General features: G+C 33.6%; 21 protein-coding genes and 1 pseudogene. 10 read left to right on the top strand and 12 right to left on the bottom strand.

The annotated features are described in order from the left end of the window. Positions 1-12 precede the first annotated feature (12 nt). A complete protein-coding gene (upp, locus tag RMO83_RS04695) occupies positions 13-666 on the top strand; it encodes a uracil phosphoribosyltransferase (RefSeq protein ID WP_310558522.1) in 654 nt (217 codons plus the stop codon). Here upp and RMO83_RS04690 read toward each other — a convergent pair. Further along, positions 661-1,590 carry a DUF6427 family protein gene (locus RMO83_RS04690; RefSeq protein WP_310558521.1) on the bottom strand — a complete coding sequence of 310 codons (930 nt, stop codon included), beginning with the start codon at positions 1,588-1,590 and terminating at the stop codon, positions 661-663. The two genes, upp and RMO83_RS04690, sit on opposite strands and share 6 nt — an antisense overlap. A gap of 135 nt (positions 1,591-1,725) precedes the next feature. Here RMO83_RS04690 and RMO83_RS04685 point away from each other — a divergent pair, with 135 nt between their 5' ends. Continuing rightward, the gene (locus tag RMO83_RS04685; protein ID WP_310558520.1) at positions 1,726-1,956 is read left to right on the top strand and encodes a DUF6341 family protein; all 231 of its coding nucleotides are present in this window, start codon (positions 1,726-1,728) and stop codon (positions 1,954-1,956) included. 35 nt (positions 1,957-1,991) lie between these two features. Here the strand turns inward: RMO83_RS04685 and purD are convergent, their stop codons facing one another. After that, positions 1,992-3,266 (bottom strand): phosphoribosylamine--glycine ligase, encoded by a 1,275-nt coding sequence (gene purD, locus RMO83_RS04680; RefSeq protein WP_310558519.1) that lies wholly within the window; start codon positions 3,264-3,266, stop codon positions 1,992-1,994. A 129-nt stretch (positions 3,267-3,395) separates the two neighbouring features. Between purD and RMO83_RS04675 the strand changes: the two genes are divergently transcribed. The 4 genes from RMO83_RS04675 to RMO83_RS04660 all read left to right on the top strand — a co-directional run bounded on the left by RMO83_RS04675 (position 3,396) and on the right by RMO83_RS04660 (position 7,820). Then, positions 3,396-4,745: a phenylacetate--CoA ligase family protein gene (locus RMO83_RS04675; RefSeq protein WP_310558518.1), complete on the top strand. Its 1,350-nt coding sequence runs from the start codon at positions 3,396-3,398 to the stop codon at positions 4,743-4,745. Between the two features lie 38 nt (positions 4,746-4,783). Further along, complete coding sequence (locus tag RMO83_RS04670; RefSeq protein ID WP_310558517.1) at positions 4,784-5,386, top strand: ORF6N domain-containing protein; 603 nt, start codon at positions 4,784-4,786, stop codon at positions 5,384-5,386. Between the two features lie 6 nt (positions 5,387-5,392). Continuing rightward, positions 5,393-6,478, top strand: a complete 1,086-nt coding sequence (gene wecB, locus RMO83_RS04665) for a non-hydrolyzing UDP-N-acetylglucosamine 2-epimerase (RefSeq protein WP_310558516.1) — start codon at positions 5,393-5,395, stop codon at positions 6,476-6,478. 157 nt (positions 6,479-6,635) lie between these two features. Further along, positions 6,636-7,820 carry a glycosyltransferase family 4 protein gene (locus RMO83_RS04660; RefSeq protein WP_310558515.1) on the top strand — a complete coding sequence of 395 codons (1,185 nt, stop codon included), beginning with the start codon at positions 6,636-6,638 and terminating at the stop codon, positions 7,818-7,820. Here RMO83_RS04660 and RMO83_RS04655 read toward each other — a convergent pair. The 6 genes from RMO83_RS04655 to RMO83_RS04630 all read right to left on the bottom strand — a co-directional run bounded on the left by RMO83_RS04655 (position 7,817) and on the right by RMO83_RS04630 (position 14,914). Then, a complete protein-coding gene (locus RMO83_RS04655) occupies positions 7,817-9,169 on the bottom strand; it encodes an exopolysaccharide biosynthesis polyprenyl glycosylphosphotransferase (RefSeq protein ID WP_310558514.1) in 1,353 nt (450 codons plus the stop codon). The genes RMO83_RS04660 and RMO83_RS04655 overlap by 4 nt on opposite strands. After that, entirely contained in the window at positions 9,170-10,153 is a 984-nt protein-coding gene (locus RMO83_RS04650) for an SDR family oxidoreductase (protein ID WP_310558513.1), read from the bottom strand. It lies immediately after the preceding gene. 64 nt (positions 10,154-10,217) lie between these two features. Then, entirely contained in the window at positions 10,218-11,897 is a 1,680-nt protein-coding gene (locus RMO83_RS04645; protein ID WP_310558512.1) for a DUF6909 family protein, read from the bottom strand. Between the two features lie 104 nt (positions 11,898-12,001). Beyond that, positions 12,002-12,883, bottom strand: a complete 882-nt coding sequence (locus tag RMO83_RS04640; RefSeq protein WP_310558511.1) for a carboxypeptidase-like regulatory domain-containing protein — start codon at positions 12,881-12,883, stop codon at positions 12,002-12,004. Positions 12,884-12,888: 5 nt separating this feature from the next. After that, a complete protein-coding gene (locus RMO83_RS04635; protein WP_310558510.1) occupies positions 12,889-14,400 on the bottom strand; it encodes a GH3 auxin-responsive promoter family protein in 1,512 nt (503 codons plus the stop codon). Positions 14,401-14,410: 10 nt separating this feature from the next. Further along, a complete protein-coding gene (locus RMO83_RS04630) occupies positions 14,411-14,914 on the bottom strand; it encodes a peptidase (RefSeq protein WP_310558509.1) in 504 nt (167 codons plus the stop codon). Positions 14,915-15,119: 205 nt separating this feature from the next. Here RMO83_RS04630 and tatA point away from each other — a divergent pair, with 205 nt between their 5' ends. Together tatA and RMO83_RS04620 are read left to right on the top strand one after the other, a co-directional pair. Beyond that, the gene (tatA, locus tag RMO83_RS04625; protein WP_310558508.1) at positions 15,120-15,293 is read left to right on the top strand and encodes a twin-arginine translocase TatA/TatE family subunit; all 174 of its coding nucleotides are present in this window, start codon (positions 15,120-15,122) and stop codon (positions 15,291-15,293) included. Between the two features lie 169 nt (positions 15,294-15,462). After that, positions 15,463-16,065, top strand: coding sequence for a porin family protein (locus tag RMO83_RS04620; RefSeq protein ID WP_310558507.1), 603 nt, complete (start codon positions 15,463-15,465; stop codon positions 16,063-16,065). A 59-nt stretch (positions 16,066-16,124) separates the two neighbouring features. Here the strand turns inward: RMO83_RS04620 and RMO83_RS04615 are convergent, their stop codons facing one another. Further along, a complete protein-coding gene (locus RMO83_RS04615) occupies positions 16,125-18,248 on the bottom strand; it encodes a Tex family protein (RefSeq protein ID WP_310558506.1) in 2,124 nt (707 codons plus the stop codon). A gap of 56 nt (positions 18,249-18,304) precedes the next feature. On the opposite strand from RMO83_RS04615, the gene RMO83_RS04610 reads away from it, so the two are divergent. Continuing rightward, positions 18,305-18,568, top strand: a complete 264-nt coding sequence (locus RMO83_RS04610) for a DUF1294 domain-containing protein (RefSeq protein ID WP_310558505.1) — start codon at positions 18,305-18,307, stop codon at positions 18,566-18,568. On the opposite strand, the gene RMO83_RS04605 is transcribed toward RMO83_RS04610, so the two are convergent. The 3 genes from RMO83_RS04605 to RMO83_RS04595 all read right to left on the bottom strand — a co-directional run bounded on the left by RMO83_RS04605 (position 18,565) and on the right by RMO83_RS04595 (position 20,824). Beyond that, positions 18,565-19,488: a cation diffusion facilitator family transporter gene (locus RMO83_RS04605; protein ID WP_310558504.1), complete on the bottom strand. Its 924-nt coding sequence runs from the start codon at positions 19,486-19,488 to the stop codon at positions 18,565-18,567. The genes RMO83_RS04610 and RMO83_RS04605 overlap by 4 nt on opposite strands. Positions 19,489-19,492: 4 nt before the next feature. Further along, positions 19,493-19,921 carry a ribose 5-phosphate isomerase B gene (rpiB, locus tag RMO83_RS04600; RefSeq protein ID WP_310558503.1) on the bottom strand — a complete coding sequence of 143 codons (429 nt, stop codon included), beginning with the start codon at positions 19,919-19,921 and terminating at the stop codon, positions 19,493-19,495. 666 nt (positions 19,922-20,587) lie between these two features. After that, positions 20,588-20,824: a DUF2007 domain-containing protein gene (locus RMO83_RS04595; protein ID WP_310558502.1), complete on the bottom strand. Its 237-nt coding sequence runs from the start codon at positions 20,822-20,824 to the stop codon at positions 20,588-20,590. Positions 20,825-21,024: 200 nt separating this feature from the next. On the opposite strand from RMO83_RS04595, the pseudogene RMO83_RS04590 reads away from it, so the two are divergent. Then, positions 21,025-21,733: pseudogene (locus RMO83_RS04590) on the top strand (FG-GAP repeat protein); the annotation flags it as partial.

Raw genomic sequence — 21,733 nt, 5'->3', positions numbered from 1 at the left:
TAAACATCAAATATGCAAACACATTATTTATCCGAAGACAATAGTATTCTGAATCATTTTTTGGGACAAATTAGAAACGTGAATGTTCAAAATGACAGCATGCGCTTTAGAAGAAATATCGAACGAATTGGCGAAGTGATGGCTTATGAATTGAGCAAAGATTTGCAGTATAGAGCTATTGAAATTCAAACACCGCTTGGTATCAAAAAAACCACCGAAATCGAAGATAAATTGGTGTTGTGTTCTATACTTAGAGCTGGTTTACCGCTCCATTTGGGGTTTTTAAATTATTTTGACAATGCCGAAAATGGTTTCGTTTCTGCTTACAGACATCATCCCAACAACGATGCGTTTTTTGATATTTTAGTCGAATATCAAGCCGTTCCTACTATTGAAAATAAGACCTTGCTTTTGATAGATCCTATGCTTGCCACAGGACAATCGATGGTGGCTGTTTTTAATACATTATTAGAAAAAGGGTTGCCAAAAGAAATTCATATTGCCGTAATCATTGCTGCTCCAGAAGGAATTGCCTATCTTGAAAAGCATTTGCCAGATTCCTGTCATCTGTGGGTTGCCACTTTGGATGAAAAATTAAATGATAAAAAATACATTGTTCCAGGATTAGGCGATGCTGGCGATCTAGCTTACGGGAACAAATTATAATTGGGAGAAAAATGCAAACAAACTACAAAGAATTAGTATTCCTAAAACCAATTCTTGTTTTAGTTGCAGTTGCTTCACTTCGATGTGGCTCGTTGCCATTATTGACAACGGCGCAATAGTATAAATCAATAAATCATTGCTTTTGTTCGCCGATATTGCAAAAATCACTATTGCAATAAAAAAAGAAGCGATAATTTTTTTGTATGACGAAAGTAAAAATAAAAGTTTGCTCGAAAGTGATGCAAACATTGAAATTACAAAAAACAAAGCAACAGTCAAATAAATTGAAAAAGCTACGTTCTGATACGTATTCGTAAAATAATCACTATCGAAGTTGATAACAGCATTTTCAGTAATGTATCCAATAATATTTTTGCTAAACAGTAATGAAACGCCTACAGAAATTATTCCCACAGCAAAAAAAGCGATAAACGGCAAAACCCAGTTTCTGTAATCTCTTGCAACGTGAAAAATGATAGATATAAAAACTAAAACTATATAGAGAATGCTCCAGAAGTGGAATAATGCTGCAACAAAAATCCATAACGAAGCGTCAAATATTTTTTCTTTCGATGCTTTTAAGGATTGCAAAGAAATCAATCGTCGAAGTGCTAATAAAATAAAAAAATTAGATAAAAGTAAATTTATGTTACCAAATACTGAAGGAAAAAAAAGCAAAAACAAAAAACAAAAAAACATCGTATAACTACTGTCTTTGCTTAATCCGTTTTTCTTGGCAACAAAATTTGTAATAAAAATAGAACCCAGCAAAATAAAGAATAAACCTCCTTTTTTTACTATTAAAGCCCCTGAATTTATCCAAGGTAAATCTTGAAAAATCTTAATGAAAAAGAAAACTAGCATTAAAATTACAACCAAAATTAAATTTAATGGTGTAGATTTTTTAAAAACACTTGTTATCATAAGGATATTTTATACTTTTGTGACTGTAAATATAATACTTGTACAAAGATGAAACGAGCCAAGTAATTTTTTTTTCAATAAAATAAATACAACTGCGAGTTACATTACCTATAATTAATTAATAAAATTAAAAAGATGAAAGCATTTTTTGAAGGAATTCAATGGTTATTTGAAAACGTTTTATTCATACTACACAATTTTCTAAGAGAATTAGAACTCAACCACTGGTTCTTAGCTAATATCATTAACTGGGGATTTATGATAATCTGTTCAGTTGCCATCGTATATTGGTGTAAACAATTAAAATTGCATGAAGACCAAGGCGAAGAAAACCAAGATACCACAGCTCACTCTTTCTTGAAATAATATTTTAAGAAATTTGAAACCATACATATTGGGTACTATTTTAAATCGTTTCCAATATCTTTTCTAAAATACATCTTATCAAAATGTAGCTTTTCTATGTTTTGGTAGGATTTTTTTATGGCCTCTTCAAAATTGTCTCCGTAAGATGTCACGGTCAAAACTCTTCCACCATTGCTCACTATATTTCCGTTATCCAGTTTTGTTCCTGCGTGAAAAACAATTGAATCCTCAATAGTGTCTATTCCCGAAATCACTTTTCCTTTCTCAAAATCTTCCGGATAACCGCCTGAAACCAACACAATTGTTGTGGCGCTTCGTTCGTCAATTTCTAGTTCAAATTCATCTAGTTTTTCATTGGCTACAGCCAAAAATAATTTCACCAAATCCGATTTCATTCTTGGAACAACCACTTCCGTTTCAGGATCGCCCATTCTCACGTTGTACTCAATTACGATGGGTTCGTTGTTCACGTTAATCAAACCAATAAACACAAATCCTTTATATTCAATTCCATCCTTTTGAAAACCTTCAATTGTTGGTTTAACAATGCGTGTTTCGATTTTCTCCATCAAAACGACATCTACATAAGGAACTGGTGAAACTGCGCCCATTCCGCCTGTATTCAAACCGGTGTCGCCTTCGCCAATGCGTTTGTAATCTTTGGCCGTTGGCAAAATTTTATAACTTTTTCCGTCTGTCAAAACGAAGCAACTCAATTCAATTCCGTCTAAAAATTCTTCAATTACCACTTTAGAACTGGCTGCACCAAATTTTTGGTTAACCAACATATTTCTTAATTCTTCCTTGGCTTCAGCCAAATCGTGAATGATCAAAACGCCTTTTCCTGCCGCCAATCCATCAGCTTTCAAAACATAAGGAGATTGTAAAGTTTCCAAGAAGTCGCATCCTTCTTCAACAGTTTCAGCCGTAAAACTATCGTAAGCCGCTGTTGGAATATTGTGTCTGAACAGAAATTCTTTGGCAAACTCTTTACTTCCTTCAAGAGTTGCACCAAGTTTTGATGGCCCAATAACTGGAATGTTATTTAAATCGTTGTCATTTTTAAAAAAATCAAAAATTCCTTTTACCAATGGATCTTCGGGCCCAACAACTACCATTTCTACTTTTTCCTGAAGTACGAATGCTCTTATAGCCTCAAAATCCGTAGGGCTTATGTCAACATTGTTGGCTATCGAAGCAGTTCCAGCATTTCCAGGAGCTACAAAAAGTGTTTCGCAAAGCGGACTTTGAATCATTTTCCAAGCAAAAGCGTGTTCCCTTCCTCCTGAACCTAAAAGTAAAATTGTCATCGTGTAGTGGTTAATTTTGGCAAAAATAATTGCTTTTAAACTGTAAAAATAATTAATTTTTAAAAAGTTGTTGGTTGTTGGTCATTAGTGGTTGGTAAATATTATTTTTGGTGAAATATTTTTGCAATAATGTTTCCACTTTTTGATTTTTCGCTAAAACTAAATGGTTTCCCGATGAAGGAAGCCAAAGCCGAGTTGCAAAAAATTCAGGCTGTTCCCGAGCAGGTATTTGAAACTTTTATTGAAAATAAAAAACTAGAAATTGTTGATTATCATTTAAAAAATAATTCATCTTATAAAAAACTCTTTGGCAAAACCCCTTTCACTACTTGGAACGATTTGCCAATAATGACCAAGAAAGACTTTCAGAAACCATTGATCGAAAGACTTTCAAACGGTTTTTCTCTTGCAACTGTTTACGTCAATAAAACGTCTGGTTCGAGCGGCGATCCTTTTATTTTTGCCAAAGACAAGTTTTCACACGCTTTAACTTGGGCAAACATTATCAACCGTTTTGGCTGGCACGGAATTAATTTCAATTCGTCTTACCAAGCTCGTTTTTATGGAATACCGTTGGATTTTATAGGCAACAGGAAAGAACGCTTCAAGGATTTTTTGACCAATAGATTTCGGTTTTCAATTTTCGATTTATCGGATAAAGTTTTGGAAGAGTTTTTGAAAAAATTCGAAACAAAAAAATTCGATTACATCAACGGTTATACGAGTTCTATTGTTTTGTTTGCCAAATTTTTACAGCAGAAAAATATTGTTTTAAAAGAAATTTGTCCAACTTTGAAAGTCTGTGTAGTCACTTCAGAAATGCTTTTTGAAGAAGACAAAATCCTGTTGGAAAAACAATTTGGTGTTCCTGTTGTCAATGAATACGGCGCTTCTGAACTTGATTTAATCGCTTTTCAAAATCCTGAAGGAGAATGGCAAGTGAATTCCGAGACTCTTTTTGTGGAGATTTTAGATGAAAACAATACTGTTTTGCCTTACGGAAAGGAAGGTCGAATTGTAATCACTTCCTTGTTCAACAAAGCGCATCCGTTTATTCGATATGACATTGGCGACATTGGGATTTTAGATGAAAAAAGCACACCGAAAAAACCTATTCTTCAGCAATTAATTGGTCGGACCAATGATATTGCTATTTTACCAAGCGGAAAAAAATCGCCTGGACTGACTTTCTATTACGTGACCAAAAGTATCATAGAAGATGATGGCAATGTAAAAGAATTTGTCGTCAAACAAACAAAAATCGATACTTTTGACATTGAATATGTAAGCAAAACCGAATTAAATTTGGAGCAAATCCAAAAAATTGAAGCTGCAATTGCCTTATATTTGGAAAAAGGATTGGTTTTTAAATTCATCAGAAAAGAAAAACTGGAACGAAACAAAAGCGGAAAATTGAAACAGTTTGTTTCGAGCCTCACCCCAACCCTCTCCTTTGGAGAGGGAGTTATAAGTAAATAATCGGATGTCACAAAATGTAATCTCCAAATTCAATCTTGATGTCACAAATTGTGACTTCAAGACGTTCAAGATCACAATTTGTGACCTTAAAAATTATTAAAGAATACTTTATGGAAAACGAAATACTACTTTCTGAAGAATTAATTTCTAATAAAATTTACTTTATTAGAAACCAAAAAGTGATGCTGGATCGTGATTTAGCAATGCTTTACGGTATTGAAACCAGAGTTTTAAAACAAGCCGTAAAAAGGAATATATCTAGATTTCCCGAAGATTTTATGTTTGAATTGACTGAATTAGAATATAATTCTTTAAGATCACAATTTGTGACCTTAAAGAAAGGAAGAGGTCAACATCAAAAATATTTACCTTCCGTTTTTACGGAACACGGGGTTCTTATGTTGTCTAGTGTGCTAAATAGCGACAAAGCTATCCAGACCAATATTCAAATTATGCGGATATTTAGCAAAGTGAGACAAATGCTTTTAGACACCGCCGATTTAAAAATAGATATTCTCCAAATTCAGAAAAAATTAGAAAATCACGACAAGAACATCGAGTTGGTTTTCTCCTATTTGGATGAGTTATCCGAGAAAAAAGAAAATGAACCGCCAAGAACAAAAATTGGTTACAAAAAATAACATCCAATGAAAATCACCATAGTTGCAGGTGCAAGGCCTAATTTTATCAAAATCGCACCCATTATCAAAGCGATTGAAAAAAAGCAAAAGGAAGGAGCGAATATTTCCTATCGTTTGGTACATACAGGTCAGCATTATGACAAAAACCTCAGCGATACTTTTTTCGAGGAATTAAATATTCCGAAACCCAACAGCAATCTGGAAGTAAAAAGTGGTTCGCAAGCCGAACAAACAGGAGCCATTATGGTCGCTTTTGAAAAAGAATTGCAGCAACATCCTTGCGATTTAGTTTTGGTAGTGGGCGATGTCAATTCGACGATGGCTTGTGCAATTGTGGCCAAAAAACAAAACCTAAAAGTCGCTCACGTTGAGGCTGGAATTCGCTCCGGCGATATGACAATGCCCGAAGAAATCAACAGAATTGTTACGGATAGTATTACCGATTATTTTTTTACGACCTCAACCACAGCATCAGAAAATTTGTTGAAATATGGCGTTGAAGAAGCTAATGTTCATTTCGTTGGCAACGTAATGATTGACACTTTATATCAAAATTTAGAAAGAATTATTAAACCTGTTTTCTGGAATGAATTCCAATTAGAAACTGCGAATTACATCATTCTTACTTTGCATCGCCCTTCAAACGTAGACGAAGAACAATCGCTTATTCAATTGCTTCAAGGCATAGATAAATTGGCTGGCGATAAAAAAGTGGTTTTTCCGATTCATCCAAGAACAAAAGCAATTTTAGGCGAAACCAATCTAAAGTTAAAAAACATTCTTTTTCTAGAACCGCAAGGGTATTTAAACTTTATGTACCTCATCAAAAATAGTTTTGCCGTGATTACTGATTCTGGTGGGATTTCGGAAGAAACTACCGTTATGGGAATTCCGTGTTTTACGATGCGAAACAACACCGAAAGACCCGAAACACAAAGCATTGGGACGAATACTTTAGTAGGAACTTCTATAGAAAGTTTAGAAAAATTATTTGGGAAATTTATTATAAATGGAAAACGAAAAGCAGGAATTCCAGAACTTTGGGACGGAAAAGCTTCAGAACGAATTATTGATATTTTACTATCAAAATGATAAAAGATTAAACACGAATTTCACTAATTTACACGAACTTTTAATAACTAAAAATTTCACTACTTCGTGAAATAATTAAACATACTTGAATTAGTGTCAATTCGTGAAATTTGTGTCAAAAATCTGAAATAAATTCAGTTTAACATATGGAGCAGTAATGGAAAAAATCCTCATTATATCAAATTATTATCCGCCTGAAAAAGGAGCTGCGGCTAATAGAATTGAACAATTGGCACTGAAATTACATCAAAATAATTATAAAGTTACTGTACTTTGTCCATTAGGTAATTACCCAAAAGGGGAATTGTTTCCAGAATACAAAGGTAAATTTTTAGTAACCGAAAAGCTTCAAAATATTACCGTAAAACGACTTTGGATTTATCCTAGCGTCAGCAAAAATATCTTTAAGAGAACGCTTTCGGTTTTGTCTTTTGCGTCGGTATTGTTTTTCTATTTATTATGCAAAAAAACACCAAAAAAAGTTGTGGTTCAATCGCCGCCACTATTGTTATCGTTTGTGTCTGTTTTGGTACTTTCGCTAATGCGAAAAAAAATAATATTAAATGTTTCCGATTTGTGGCCTTTGGCGGCTATTGAATTAAAAGCTTTGAAATCAGAGAGTTTTTCGCATCAAGTTTCTTTGTTTTTTGAACGTTTCATTTATAAAAATGCCACTTTAATCTTTGGTCAGTCCAACGAAATCATAGCACACATTCATTCAATTTTTCCAGAAAAAGAGTGCCATTTATATCGTAATTTCCCTGATCATCAAGTAGGCAAAATGGATTTGGTCGCTAATGCCAATGAACCTATAAAACTATTTTACGCAGGATTGTTAGGTGTTGCGCAAGGTGTTTTTGACTTGTGCCAAAAAATCGAATTACAAAATCTAAACATTGAATTACACATTTTTGGAGATGGTGCAGAAAAAACTCAAATTGAAGAGTTAATCAGCAATAGTCCAGAGAAAAAAGTCTTTTTTCACGGAATGCTAGAAAGGAATATGCTACATGAAAAACTCAAAACTTTTGATATTGCCATTATTCCATTAAAAACAAGAATTTACGGCTCTGTTCCCTCCAAAATATTCGAATATTGTGCTTTGGGATTTCCTGTACTTTATTTTGGTGGTGGTGAAGGTGAAACGATTGTTACAGAAAACAATTTGGGTTGGATTGCCCCAGTAGGAAAATTTGAAAGCCTAAATTCCTCTTTAATCGAAATATCAAAAACAGGAAAAAGTGAAATCCAAAAAATGAAACAACATGTTTTTGATACTGCGGAAAACCATTTCAATCTGGATTTTCAAATTAAAGATTTAATCCTCAAAAACGTGTTTTAAAAGGCTTTTTCGTCTCCTTTTATAATATTATAAATGGTTTTGAGTATGATTTCGATATCTAATAAAATAGACCAATTTTCCATGTAAAAAATATCATATTTTACTCTATTGATGATATCTTCGTCTGTTTCTACTTCGCCGCGAAAACCCTTTGTTTGCGCAAGTCCTGTGATTCCTGGTTTAACAAAATGACGTACCATAAATTTATCTACTTTTAGAGCATATAAATTAGCAACACTTACCATATGTGGTCTTGGTCCAACTACTGACATTTCGCCTAAAATAACATTCAAAAACTGAGGTAATTCATCAATACTGGTTTTTCGGATAAATTTGCCCACTTTAGTTATTCGGATGTCATTTTTTGATGCCAAATCCACATCGGCTTTATCGTTAATAAACATCGATCGGAATTTATAACAATTGAATTCTTTGTAGTGTAATCCATTTCTCTTTTGTGTAAAAAATAGCGGTCCTTTTGATTCAAATTTTATTATTATGGCTAAAATTGGCGTAAGCCACGACATTACTCCTACGATAATCAAGAAGGAAAAAACAATGTCAAAACCTCGCTTGATTATTTTGTTTATCGTTTCGTCTTGCAAAATATTCCGTAGCGAAATAACAGGAATATAATCGTAGTATTCGAATTTAGCTGTTCTTGAAAAAATTTGTTTTTCGTCTGGAATAAATTTTAAGGTTTTCAAGTTATTATCGGCAAAATCTATAACATCAGTAATTTGACTCTGCGATAAATCAGCCATCGAACAATAAATTTCATCGGTTTGACTAGAAATCACATAGGAAAAGCATTCGTTAATTCTTTCATTTTTATGGTTTTCCAGCGTGAATATTTTCATCAATCTGTATCCATAATCTGGGTTTTCAGTAAAAAAGTTTTTTAACGGGTTAATACTTTTATTATTTCCCAATAAGACCACACTTCGTGAATTTCCTCCGTATAAAATTCTAATCCGTCTTAACAAAAAATAAATAGAAAGTTTGAAGAAAAGAATGATTGCTATTGAAACAAATACGAAGAAAACAACTCGTTTTTGAAAATAAAAATCCGAATAAAACAGCTCTAAAGCCAAACAAAATAAGGAAAATAAAATGAACTGCTTTAATGCGCAATTTAGGATTGCAATAACCTTTGTGTAACGATACACTTCATAAAAACCGAGGTAAATAGCTATAGCAATCCAAGCAAAACTGATTAAGATGGAATAAACAATTTCGTTAGAGTGAAAGAAAAATATATAAAAAGCCGCTACATTGATGATTATCAAATCAATCAAGTATGAAAATGGCCTAATATATCCTGAATATCTTCCCGTTTTAGTTTTCAACTATTTGATGTACTTAGAAAAATCTTTGTGCTCTTCTTTTAACAATTCTTCGGTTGACAATGATTTGAAATAGTCATAGGTAATCTTCATCCCTTCTTCTCTTGAAACCTTGGCTTCCCAACCCAATAATTCCTTGGCTTTGGTTGTATCTGGCTGACGTTGCAGAGGATCATTTATTGGCAAAGGATAATATACTACTTTTTGAGTTGTTCCTGTAAGTTTTATAATTTCATTGGCAAAATCCTTGATGGTAATTTCGTCTGGATTTCCGATGTTTACAGGAAGTGAATAATCAGAATGCAATAACCTGAAAATGCCTTCTACCTGATCATCGACATAACAAAAAGAACGGGTTTGCATTCCGTCACCAAAAATAGTTAAATCCTCACCACGAAGTGCTTGTCCGATAAAAGCTGGAATAACTCGACCATCATTGAGACGCATTCTTGGTCCATAAGTATTAAAAATTCGAACAATTCTAGTTTCAACACCGTGAAAAGTATGATAGGCCATGGTGATGGATTCTTGAAAACGTTTGGCTTCGTCATAAACTCCTCGTGGCCCTATGGTGTTTACGTTTCCGTAATATTCTTCGGTTTGTGGATGGACCAATGGATCTCCGTAGACCTCGGAAGTAGATGCAATAAGAATTCTGGCTTTTTTGACTCTTGCCAAACCTAAAAGATTGTGTGTCCCCAATGAACCTACTTTCAAGGTCTGGATTGGAATTTTCAAATAATCTATTGGACTTGCTGGTGAAGCAAAATGAAGAATATAATCTAAATTGCCGGGAACGTGCACAAACTTGGTAATATCGTGATGATAAAATTCGAAATGTTCTAACTTGAACAAATGTTCTATGTTTTTCAAATCTCCAGTAATCAAGTTATCCATCCCGATAACAAAATAGCCTTCTTTAATAAAACGGTCACAAAGATGTGAACCCAAAAAACCTGCTGCGCCTGTAATAAGTATTCTTTTCATATTCTTGTCGTTGCGAAAAGTTGCGAGGCACGAAGCAAGGCAATCTCGTCCTTTAGTTGTAAATTTATTTTACGTTAAATATTTGTTCCAATATCTTGATAGTAATCAAATAAGTTGGTTTCACACCTGTTGTTCCTAAGCCACCTGAAGCTAAGGTACTTCCAGTTTCTAACGGATTATCCGAAGCATAATAAGCATACCTCACTTTCACATCTTGAGGAATACTTTTCCTGATTTTTGAAGCCGACTGAATAGCTTTTTGATAATAAGATCCTTCCATTTCCAGTCCAATTACACCCCAAGTCGATTCGTGGAAAAACTTTAATAAATCTTTATTTTGTAAAGAGGTTCCTAAAACGGTAACCATTGGCCCTTCAAAAACGGGAATATCATCATTGATAAACATTTCACCTTTTAATTCGTTTTCGAAGAAATAATTATCTGCGGTTCCTTCATTGATATGCGCAATTGGAATCATAATATCGCCTTTTCCGCCTTGAAGAATTCCGGCTTTTCCCATAATAGAAACCGATTCTACATTCAATAAAATGTCCTTTTTGTAGGGTTTCAATAATTCGTCTATGGTTTCATAAGCTTGCTCGCCAAAAGCATAATCCATCACGATTAGTACTGGTTTTTTGTCTCCAATGCTTGCTTTGGGAAAGGATGATTTTGTCCAATCTATTTTGGCGGTGTCAAAAATTTGAACATCAATATTAGTTCCTGAATCATCTGGAAGCGAAATCATTCCGTATTGTTTTGCAAATGCTGAAACTTTATCTCTCACCCCATGCGCTCCCGATTTACTCAATTCTTCATAAATAAAGAAATCCGATTTGTCTTTGAACTTAGTTTTTAGGACAGTTGTGGCAAAAATAGAGTTCATCACACTGTGCATATTGGCACTAATAATATGAATTGGTCGATTTAAAAGTTGGTTCTTTTTTAAGACTTCTTTAATATTTGTTGCCCAAATCTCACCGTGAATATGATGTCCTAGTCGTTCTCTTAAAATTGGACTGAAAGTTATGGTTCGCTTGTTGTCATCGGTTATTTCTTCAATCGCTAATTTTCCTAACCAATAAATTACGTGCAAAAACCGATCTGGAGATGCTTCCGATCCAAAAGCATCATAAATATCCAAAACTTCAATAAATGTTCTTCCCAGAATATTTGCTGCGTGCGAAACAGCTTTCTCCTTTTCAATTTGAGTAAGTTTTTTCTTTTGTGCAACTGTCATTTCTAATTTTTGCCAATCGCGAGAAACTTCACCAGCGTCATCAAGTAAAACGCGGTTTCTTATCTTATGTGATTCGATGAAAATAAACGTCAAATGTGTCAAAATATCATAAATATCCGAACGTCCTCTTGTGATTTCAACATTCATTTGTTCTTCGTCAATGCGATAACAATTTCGTCTTCTTTTTGGAGGAACAATCGCCTGAAAATGGGATTTTGAATACCCTTCATCCGAAGTTAAATTGATAAATCGACATTCCTCAATTCCTATTGGAAGACGCTCAATAACGTATAAAAGGCCGTTCAACTCTACTTTTTCTTCGCCTATATTTCCATAAATTTCTGGTCGCAAAGCTAACAAAGCTTCTCTTAAAGTATCGCCAGAAATGCCCATTGGTTTATAAAAACCACGGTTAAACAAATGGCGCATTGTAATGTACATTTTTTCAATTGCCGCAGAGGATTCTTGCGCTCTAGATCTTGATATGTTTTTTATTTCTTTCATTTTTTTGTCATTACGAGGAAATACTTGTTCGCCGTGGCGAAAACAATCTTAATTCCTTTTATTAGTTTACTTTTTGTAACCTACAAATGTATGGTTTTTATGTATTAGTTACTTAAAATTAATGTTATCACAGGTTCGTTTATCATCATTTTACTTGGGGAGTCGCCATCGTCTTGTTTTGATTTTCTGGTCCATTTTCCGCCTGAGAAAGTATATAAAAATTCTCTTTCAACGTAATTGTACAGTACAAATGGAAAATAAGTCTTTTGTATTTGGGTGATATTGGTATTCGAATCGGTAATGGTTTTCTCGAATTTATTCTTTTCTATCATTAACTTTTCGAAGCCCACAAAAAGACCGTTTTTTGGGAATTTTAAATTAAAGTCCATTAAATCAAAACGGTTCGTTCGTGTTCCTTTTTTAACGGTAACTACAAAGTCCTTGTCGAGCAATTCTTCGCCTGGAAAACCATTAGAATCAACTTCATAAAAATGAATTTTAATTATAGCATTTTCGATTCTGCTGTCGGTATAAATACTAACTTGCTTTAAATATTTTGTTCTTTTATAAGACGAAATATAAGGGAAGAACTTGGTGTCAATCTTAGGTCCGTTATCAAATGCTTGGTAAATTTCATTATTATTTTTACCAATTTCAATTTGTTTTGTTCCAATACTTTTTGAAATCACAACTTCATTCAACAAATAAGCTGTCGGTTTTAAAAACACTTCCGAAGCTAAAGAAGCATTAATAGTCTTCTTTTCGTATCCCAAAGTTGAAAAAATTAATTTTTTTCCGTTTTCAGTTGAATTGATAAAAAACATTCCATTTTCCTCCGAAGTCGATCCAATATTTTCGTTCTGAACCCAAATGTTTACAAAAGGAATTGGTTTGCCGGTAAGGCTGTCTTTTACAACTCCTTTAATCTGTCCCGAAAGAGAAAACGTAACCAAAATCAATGCTAAAAAAAGTCTTTTTTGTGTCATTTTTTCTATTCTTTTTGTAGCAAATCGACAATTTTTCTATCGTTGCTTAATCTTGGAATTTTGTTTTGTCCGCCGAGTTTTCCAATGGATTTCATATAATCTTGAAAACCATTTTTAACCACTTTTGTAATCACCACTTTTCGCAACACATTGCCCACAATCAAATCATCGTAATAAATATTTTGTTTTCGCATCGCATTATCTAAAGCTTCCGCAAAAGCATCGAAGTTTTCAGGTTCTCCCGAAACATCGGGATCAAATTCAATGAACCATTCGTGATACGGCAAACCTTCGTTTGGAGTGATTTGTGGAGCAACGGTAAATTCGTTGATGCGAATAGTTGTTCCAATAATAGCTTCCTGCAAAGCGCTTTCGACTTCTTTGCCAATCACGTGTTCGCCAAAAGCCGAGATATAATGTTTGATTCTTCCCGAAACTATTACCCTATAAGGTTTCAAGCTCTTAAATTGAACGGTGTCTCCAATGTTGTAGCCCCAAAGTCCAGCATTTGTAGAAATTATCAACACATAATTTACATTCAATTCTACTTCGCCAATGGTATATCTCTTTGGATTTTCTGTGTAAAATTCGTCACTTTTTATGAATTCGTAGAAAATTCCGGAGTTCAGTAGCAGCAACATTCCTTCTTCGTTTTTGGTCCCGAAGTTTCGGGATTGGTACGCAAAAAACCCTTCGGAAGCCGGAAATAATTCGATACTGTCCACTTTTCGTCCAATCAAATTTTCAAATTTGGCGCGATACGGTTCGTAATTCACGCCACCATAAATAAATAAATTGAAGTTTTTGAAAATTTCGCCCACGGGCTTTCCTCCTTTTTGCGAAAGCTTTTCAAAATACATTTGCACCCAAGATGGAATCCCAGAAATGACAGTCATCTTTTGATCGAATGTTTCTTCGACAATCGCATTTACTTTAGTTTCCCAATCTTCTATACAATTGGTTTCCCAAGAAGGAAGTCGGTTTTTTTGTAAATATTTCGGAACAAAATGCGCCACAATTCCTGATAATCTTCCCAGTTTAATTCCGTTCTTTTCGTCGAGAATTGGACTTCCCTGCAGAAAAATCATTTTTCCATCAACAAAATCGGCGTTTCCTGTTTCGTGAATGTAATGCAAAATGGCGTTTCGAGCCGCTTCGATGTGAAAAGGCATCGATTCCTTGGTCAGCGGAATATATTTTGCACCTGAAGTTGTTCCTGAAGTTTTGGCAAAATAAAGCGGTTTGCCTTTCCAAAGCACATCTTCCTCGCCTTTCACCACTTTATCAATATAAGTTTTTAAATCTTCGTAATCCCTAATCGGAACATTTTTGGCAAAATCTTCGAAGGTTTTTATTTTATCGAAATGATGATCTATTCCAAATTGGGTGCTTTTCGCTTGACGAATTAAATCCTCCAAAACTCGTTGTTGCGTTTCTATTGGATTAGTTGCCCAAATTTGGGTTTTTCTATAGATGTTGTGCGCAAATATTTTAGCGAAAAAAGGTTTTAAAGACATTATAAAAGTTTTATTTTTTTTTCGCTTTTGATGCGTTGGATTGGGAATTTTTTTCTTCTTTAGCTACCTCTTTTCTTAATTTCAATTCTTCTTCTGACGCGGATAAATCAAATTTAGAAGGTGTTATTTCACTACTAGCAAGAATGGAATCTTTATTGAATTTGGCATATTCTAATTGTCCTGTTAATACTTTTTGGATGGACTTGATATAGGCTTCGTTTTGCTGTAAAGCCAGAGTTAAGGAATCCGATTTTAATGCTAATTCGGTGGCGTCTCTTTTGAGTTTTGAGGAAGAGTATCCCGGAATAAATTCTCGCAACGGAGTAAAAGCTATAATAAAAGTGGTAAACGTTATTAATAAAATAGCGCCTGAAGTTGCTGCCACAAAAACATTCATTAGATTCAATTTGAAGGAAAAAAGTTCTTCAAAAGTATCTTCATTCAAAATAACCAATCGGTTTTTTGTGAATAATTTGTTGTGGAGTTTTCTTCGTTTAAGTCTATTGTCAGACATCTTTTGTGTTTATGTTACAAATATAATAATTAATGCAATCTTTCGACTGTTTTCTTATTTGCGTTTGTGTTATGGCCTTTTTTACCAAATTTTTAACGCATTCGAACCTAAATAAATAGCGTAAAATGACTTTGAGTATAGTATTTCTATTTACCTTTGTCGAACGATTTATTACAAATTTGCTTCGGCAATAAATTATTATAGTATGGGAAGATTAGGTGTAACGGAAATACTTATTATTTTGGCAGTTGTTTTATTACTTTTTGGAGGTAAAAAAATTCCAGAATTAATGAAAGGATTGGGTAGCGGAATTAAAGAATTCAAAAATGCTGCTAAAGACGACAAAACAGCTGATAAAAAAGAAGAGGAAACTAAGTAAATATTGTTTTTAGTTTTCAAAATTTAAAGTTCCAAACCATTATCGTGGTTTGGAACTTTTGTTTTAAAAAGCTTTTTTTTCGAATCTTTGAGTGAAATTTAATACAAAATTTAATTTGGTTTATAAACCTATTTTTTTACATTTGTACTATATTTTTTAAAAATTCAAAATGAAAAAATTTGTATTATTAGTGACATTAGTATCAATTGGATTCACAAATGCTCAAACTAAAAAGAAAGGAACTATTGAAATTACTCCAAAAATTGGAGCTTCAAGTTTTTACGAAAACAGTGAATATGATTCAACTAAGTACAACTCAGGTGTTCAATTTGGGGTAACTTCTGATTATTATTTTAACGATAGATGGAGTTTGCGTTCGGGTTTGATTTTTGATAAAATGGGAGGAACAAATATTGATGCGGAGGATAAATATGAAGATAAATTAAACTATTTGAGCATTCCAATCAATGCCAATTGGCATTTTGGGAGTACACGTAAATGGAATTTGAATTTTGGATTAAGCCCTTCGTTTTTAACAAAAGCTGATTTTTTAAAAAATGGACAATCGCAAACGGGTTTAGATAACTCAATAAAGTCTTTTCAATTAGGATTTACATACGGAATTGGATATAAAATTGGAATTACTGAAAAATTTGGAATTCTAATTGATGCACAATTCTTTAATGGTTTAACTTCTATTAATAATATAATAGGTGTACGAGTTTTAAATGCTGGTTACAGCTATAATATTGGTGGCGTAATTCAGTTATAAAAAATGAATTCTACAAATAAAGCCAGTTTCAAAAACTAATTGAAACTGGTTTTTATGTTTTACAAAACCATCGTCAACTGAATTCTCTTTCGATCTTCATCAACTTCCGTGACTTTTACGGTAACGTGTTGGTGAAGTTTCACTACTTCATTCACATCGCTCACAAAGCCTGCTTTGAGTTGGGAGATATGTACCAATCCACTTTCTTTTAAACCAATATCAACAAAGCAACCAAAATTAGTAATGTTGTTGACAATTCCGGGTATAATCATTCCAATTCGGAGATCTTTTATGGTTTTTACATTCAGGTCAAATTCAAAAACTTTGGCTGATTTTCTTGGGTCTAATCCTGGTTTTTCGAGCTCTTTGATGATGTCTTTCAATGTCAATAAACCAATTTCAGGTGTGATATAGATTTCAGGTTTAATTAAAGCTGTTTTTTCTTTGTTGGAAATTAAATCATTAACGGATAGCTTTAAATCTTTCGCTATTTTCTCTACAATACCATACGCTTCTGGGTGAACGGCAGAATTGTCCAACGGGTTTTTTGCATTAGCAATCCGGATAAAAGCAACACCTTGTTGATAGGCTTTTTCGCCCAAACGAGGCACTTTTTTCAACTGTTTTCTATCTTCAAATGGTCCATTTTCCGAGCGATATTGCACGATATTTTCGGCCAGCTTCTCCCCTATTCCACTCACGTAGCTCAGCAAATGCTTGCTCGCTGTATTGATGTTAATTCCAACCGAATTCACGCAACGAATCACGGTGTTATCCAGTTCTTCCTTGAGTTTGGTTTGATCTACATCATGTTGGTACTGCCCCACTCCTATCGCTTTCGGGTCAATTTTTACCAGTTCCGCCAAAGGATCTGATAATCGTCTCCCGATAGAAACCGAGCCACGGACTGTGACATCATAATTTGGGAATTCCTCACGTGCAATTTTCGAAGCGGAATACACCGATGCGCCAGCTTCTGAGACAATAAAAACCTGAACCGGTTTGTCGAAAGCAATTTTTTTTATAAAGAATTCGGTTTCTCTTGAAGCTGTTCCGTTCCCAATGGAAATCGCGTCAATTTGATAGGCATTGACCATCGAACGGATTTTTTTCATCGCCATTGCAGTTTCGTTTTGTGGCGCGTGCGGATAAATATTTTCGTTGTAGAGCAAATCGCCTCTTTCATCCAGACAAACTACTTTGCAACCCGAACGAAATCCAGGATCAATCGCTAAAATTCGTTTTTCGCCCAAAGGCGGTGCGAGCAATAACTGACCTAAATTGTTTGCAAAAACCTGAATCGAATTGGCGTCAGCCTTGGCTTTGGCTTCTTGCAAAGCTTCGTTTGAAATCGCGGGATTTAGTAGTCTTTTATAACTGTCTTCGATGGCTAATTGTACGTGCGGCGTAGTTTTATTATTGCCTTTTAAAACCAATTCGTCAATAATATCATAAGCTTCCTCAATGTCGACTTCTATTTTAAACTTGATGAAACCTTCGTTTTCAGCACGAAGCATCGCCAACAATCTATGCGAAGGCGCTTTAGTTAAAGCTTCTGACCAATCGAAATATTGATTGAATTTTTGGGCGTCGTGTTCGTCTTTTTTAGTTTTTACCACTTTGGTTGTGATGGTTGCTTTTCGTTGAAAAAGTCTTCGCAATTGTTTACGAACATAAATATTTTCGTTAATCCATTCAGCGATTATGTCGCGTGCGCCTTGCAAAGCGGCGTCTTCGTTTATCACATTATCGTTCAAATATTTCGTGGCCAAGAAATCGACGTCGTCGTTGTTTTGCGCCATTATGATTTTTGCCAAAGGTTCTAATCCATTTTCGCGAGCGACGTCGGCTTTGGTTTTTTTCTTTTTTTTGAATGGTAAATAAATATCCTCCAATTCCTGTAAATCGAAACTCTGTTGGATTTTTTTATCCAATTCAGGTGTTAAAGCGTTTTGCTCTTCAATCGATTTTAAAATCGCTTCTTTTCGTTTTACGATGACTTCATACTCCTTTTGAAATTTGGCGATTTGCTCGATTTGAACTTCGTCAAGATTGCCGGTTTTGTCTTTGCGATATCTTGAAATAAAGGGAATCGTGCAATCTTCTTCTAATAATTGAACGGTATTTTGAATGTTTATTGCTGCTGTCGGGACAGACTTGGCGATGAATTGTATGTTGGTCATTTTTTGATTTTTTTCGGAAAGCTAAAATAATATCTTTGGAACTTAATTTTAGTTAAATGAATGTTTTATTCTACTATTTTTTGATTTTAAATGGAATTGCTTTTATACTAATCGGATATGACAAACATTTAGCAAAAGCACGAAGACAAAGAATTCCAGAACTACTACTTTTAAGTATTGTTTTTTGGGGAGGAACAATTGGTTCGGGTTTAGCGATGTTTGTTTTTAGGCACAAAACGTCTAAAACGTCCTATTTATGGAAGTATTGGGGAATTGTATTCGTTCAAGCTCTATTTGTTTTTTTGTGGATTAGGTACTAATCCTGAACAATAAAATCCTTAGAAACTTCTTCTACATTGTATTCTGGTTGAATATTAACGTGATCAATATGGAATTTATAGAACAAAATATGCCTCATTTTGTGCAAAATCTCATTGAATTCAGATATTTTTATATCTTCCCTACAATCCAAATGTGCTTCGAATTGCAATTCATGATCATTAAGATGCCAAATGTGAATGTGGTGTAATTTTTCAACACCTTCTATTTTATGTATTTCGCTAATAATTTTATTGATATCAATGTTTTTTGGGGTAAAAAGCATCAACATTTGGGTAGATTTTTTAAGTAAATCAAACCCAACTAGTATTAAATAAATAGCAATAATAAATGTCAATACACTATCGACCCAAAACCATTGAAAATATTTCATCAACAGTCCGCCAATTAAAACCGCAACCGAAGCCAGCATATCAGTAAACAAATGCAAGTAAGCTGATTTCATATTCAGGTTTTTCGCTGCATCATTTTTTAGCATTAATGCAGATAAACCATTGACAACAATTCCTAAAATAGAAAGCCAAATTACTAATTCAGAAGCGATATGTTGTGGATTGAAAAAACGTTCAATTGCTCCATAAATTAAAAACAAAGCCACAATAATTAAGGTTATTGCATTGACAAAAGCCGCTATAAGTTCGGCTCTTTTGTAACCAAAATTTTCATTTATAGCAACTTTTTTCTTCGATAATTTATGCGCAACATAGCTAAAAACCAAAGAAAGAACATCTGAAAAATTATGTAGCGCATCAGATATTAAGGCTAAACTTCCTGAAATAAGTCCACCGATAACTTGTGCAATTGTAATTATAAGATTTAAAACAATAGAAAATAGTAGGTTTTTACCTTGGACTTGGTGGTGATGGTGGTGTCTGTGATCGTGGTGATGGTGATGTTCCAAAATATTAACAACTAATTTTATCTACTCTGGTTTGATGTCTTCCGCCTTCGAATTCGGTGGTCAAAAATGTTTCGACAATTTCTACAGCTTGTTGAATGGAAGTGTAACGAGCTGGAATACTTAGAACATTGGCGTTGTTATGCAAACGTGTTAAATAAGCAATTTCTTTTGTCCAACACAAACCTGCTCTTACTTTTGGATGTTTATTCACCGTCATTGCTATTCCGTTTCCTGAACCACAAATAACGATTCCATAATCGGCATTCCCGTCCGAAACATCAGTAGCAACCGGATGACCAAAATCTGGATAATCTACAGAGGCATCGCTATCTGTTCCGTAATTTGTTACTTCGTGTCCTTTTGATTCTAAATACTGAACAATTGCTTTTTTGTATTCTGGACCTGCGTGGTCGTTTCCTATGGAGATTTTCATAATAAATGCATTTTATTTTGTGTTGCAAATTTACGTAAACTAGAGCTTATTTTTAGAATTATACTATTAAATCTGTTTAGAGTTATAACATTAATCTTGTGTGTTTTAAAGAATTTAAAATAAGTAACAATATTTATAAAATATTGATTAATAATGATTTAAATAAAAAAAATGTGCCATTGTTAATAGTAAAACCTAAACGCTTGATATTCAGTTAACGTTAAATTAACATTGAATGTTGATAACTTGAAATAGAAAATTAGAACTATTTCTTGTTAGTATCAAATAAAAACGTAATCCAAAACCGGAATGAAATAACCAAATTTAGTTTGGTGAATTTTTAGAAAAGTTATTGATAGAAAAAATCGTATTGTTAACAAAATTTCAATCTTAACTTATTTACAAAAACATTACTTTTTTAATTATGAACAGTTGTTAATATTTATTTAAAAAAGTCTAAAAATAAACCTTTTAAAGTCGCAATTCTATGTTAATAAATCATTATAAAAAACTATAACTATAAAATCGTTCTTTTAAAAATAAACTTATTGTAACTATTAACACCCTATAATAACCATCAAAAAAATAATTTAAATTTCTTTTTCTTTTTGTTGTTTTTAATAGCTGTTGACAACTTCAAACAGTCATTGCGAGGAACGAAGCAATCTATTCCACTATTTTTAAATTAGTATTCAAATTATCTAAAATCTTTTGAACTCTTTCGAAATCATTTCTGTGCACTTTAAGATGAATGCCACCATAAGCAATACTAGCAAATGGATCAATTGAGATTAGATTCTCGTTTTGAAACAAAAAAGGAATTCCTTCATTTTGTAAAATAGATTTCAAAACTATAATTTCGTGTGCAAAATTGAATGTACAAATAGTTTGAAAATCTTCCATTTTTTAATTTTTTATAAAGATACAAAAGTTATTTTTTAGATAATTCTTAATACTTCCTCGAAATTTTAGACTTTTAAGAAAAGATTTACGATTAAAAAAAAAACAATTATCTAAAAAAGTATAAAAATACTTGCATAAAATGCTAATACCGATTTTAATTTATACTTTTATCCCTACAAATAATTAAAATTAAATAAATTATGAAAAAAGTACTTTTTTTTACTTTACTTCCTTTACTAAGTATGGCACAGACACAAATAGGAGCTAATATAGACGGAGAAGCTGCTGGTGATCATAGTGGTTATAGTGTTTCCCTCTCTAATGATGGAAACATTGTAGCTATTGGAGCTTATGGAAATGATGGAAATGGAGAAACTGCTGGTTCTGTTCGTGTGTATCAAAATGTATCGGGAATTTGGACAAAAATTGGAACTGATATCGACGGAGAAGCTGCTAATGATGCAAGTGGAGAAAATGTTTCCCTCTCTGGTGATGGAAGCACTGTAGCTATTGGAGCTAGAGGAAATTCTGGAAGTGGAATTAGTGCTGGTTCAGTTCGTGTGTATCAAAATGTATCGGGAATTTGGACGAAAATAGGAGCTGATATCGACGGAGAAGCTGCTTCTGATTTTAGTGGTGTTGTTTCCCTTTCTAGTGATGGAGCTATTGTGGCAATTGGAGCTATCCAAAATGCTGGAAGCGGAGGTAATGCTGGTTCGGTTCGTGTGTATCAAAATGTATCGGGAGTTTGGACAAAAATAGGAGCTGATATTGACGGAGAAGCTACTGGTGATTATAGTGGTTATAGTCTTTCCCTTTCCAGTGATGGAAGCATTGTAGCTATTGGAGCGTACTTAAATAATGGAAGTGGGACTTATGCTGGTTCGGTTCGTGTGTATCAAAATGTAT

It is taken from the genome of Flavobacterium sp., assembly GCF_031423415.1.
In the GTDB taxonomy this organism is placed as follows: domain Bacteria; phylum Bacteroidota; class Bacteroidia; order Flavobacteriales; family Flavobacteriaceae; genus Flavobacterium.
This window is presented reverse-complemented; position numbering and strand designations above follow the sequence as displayed.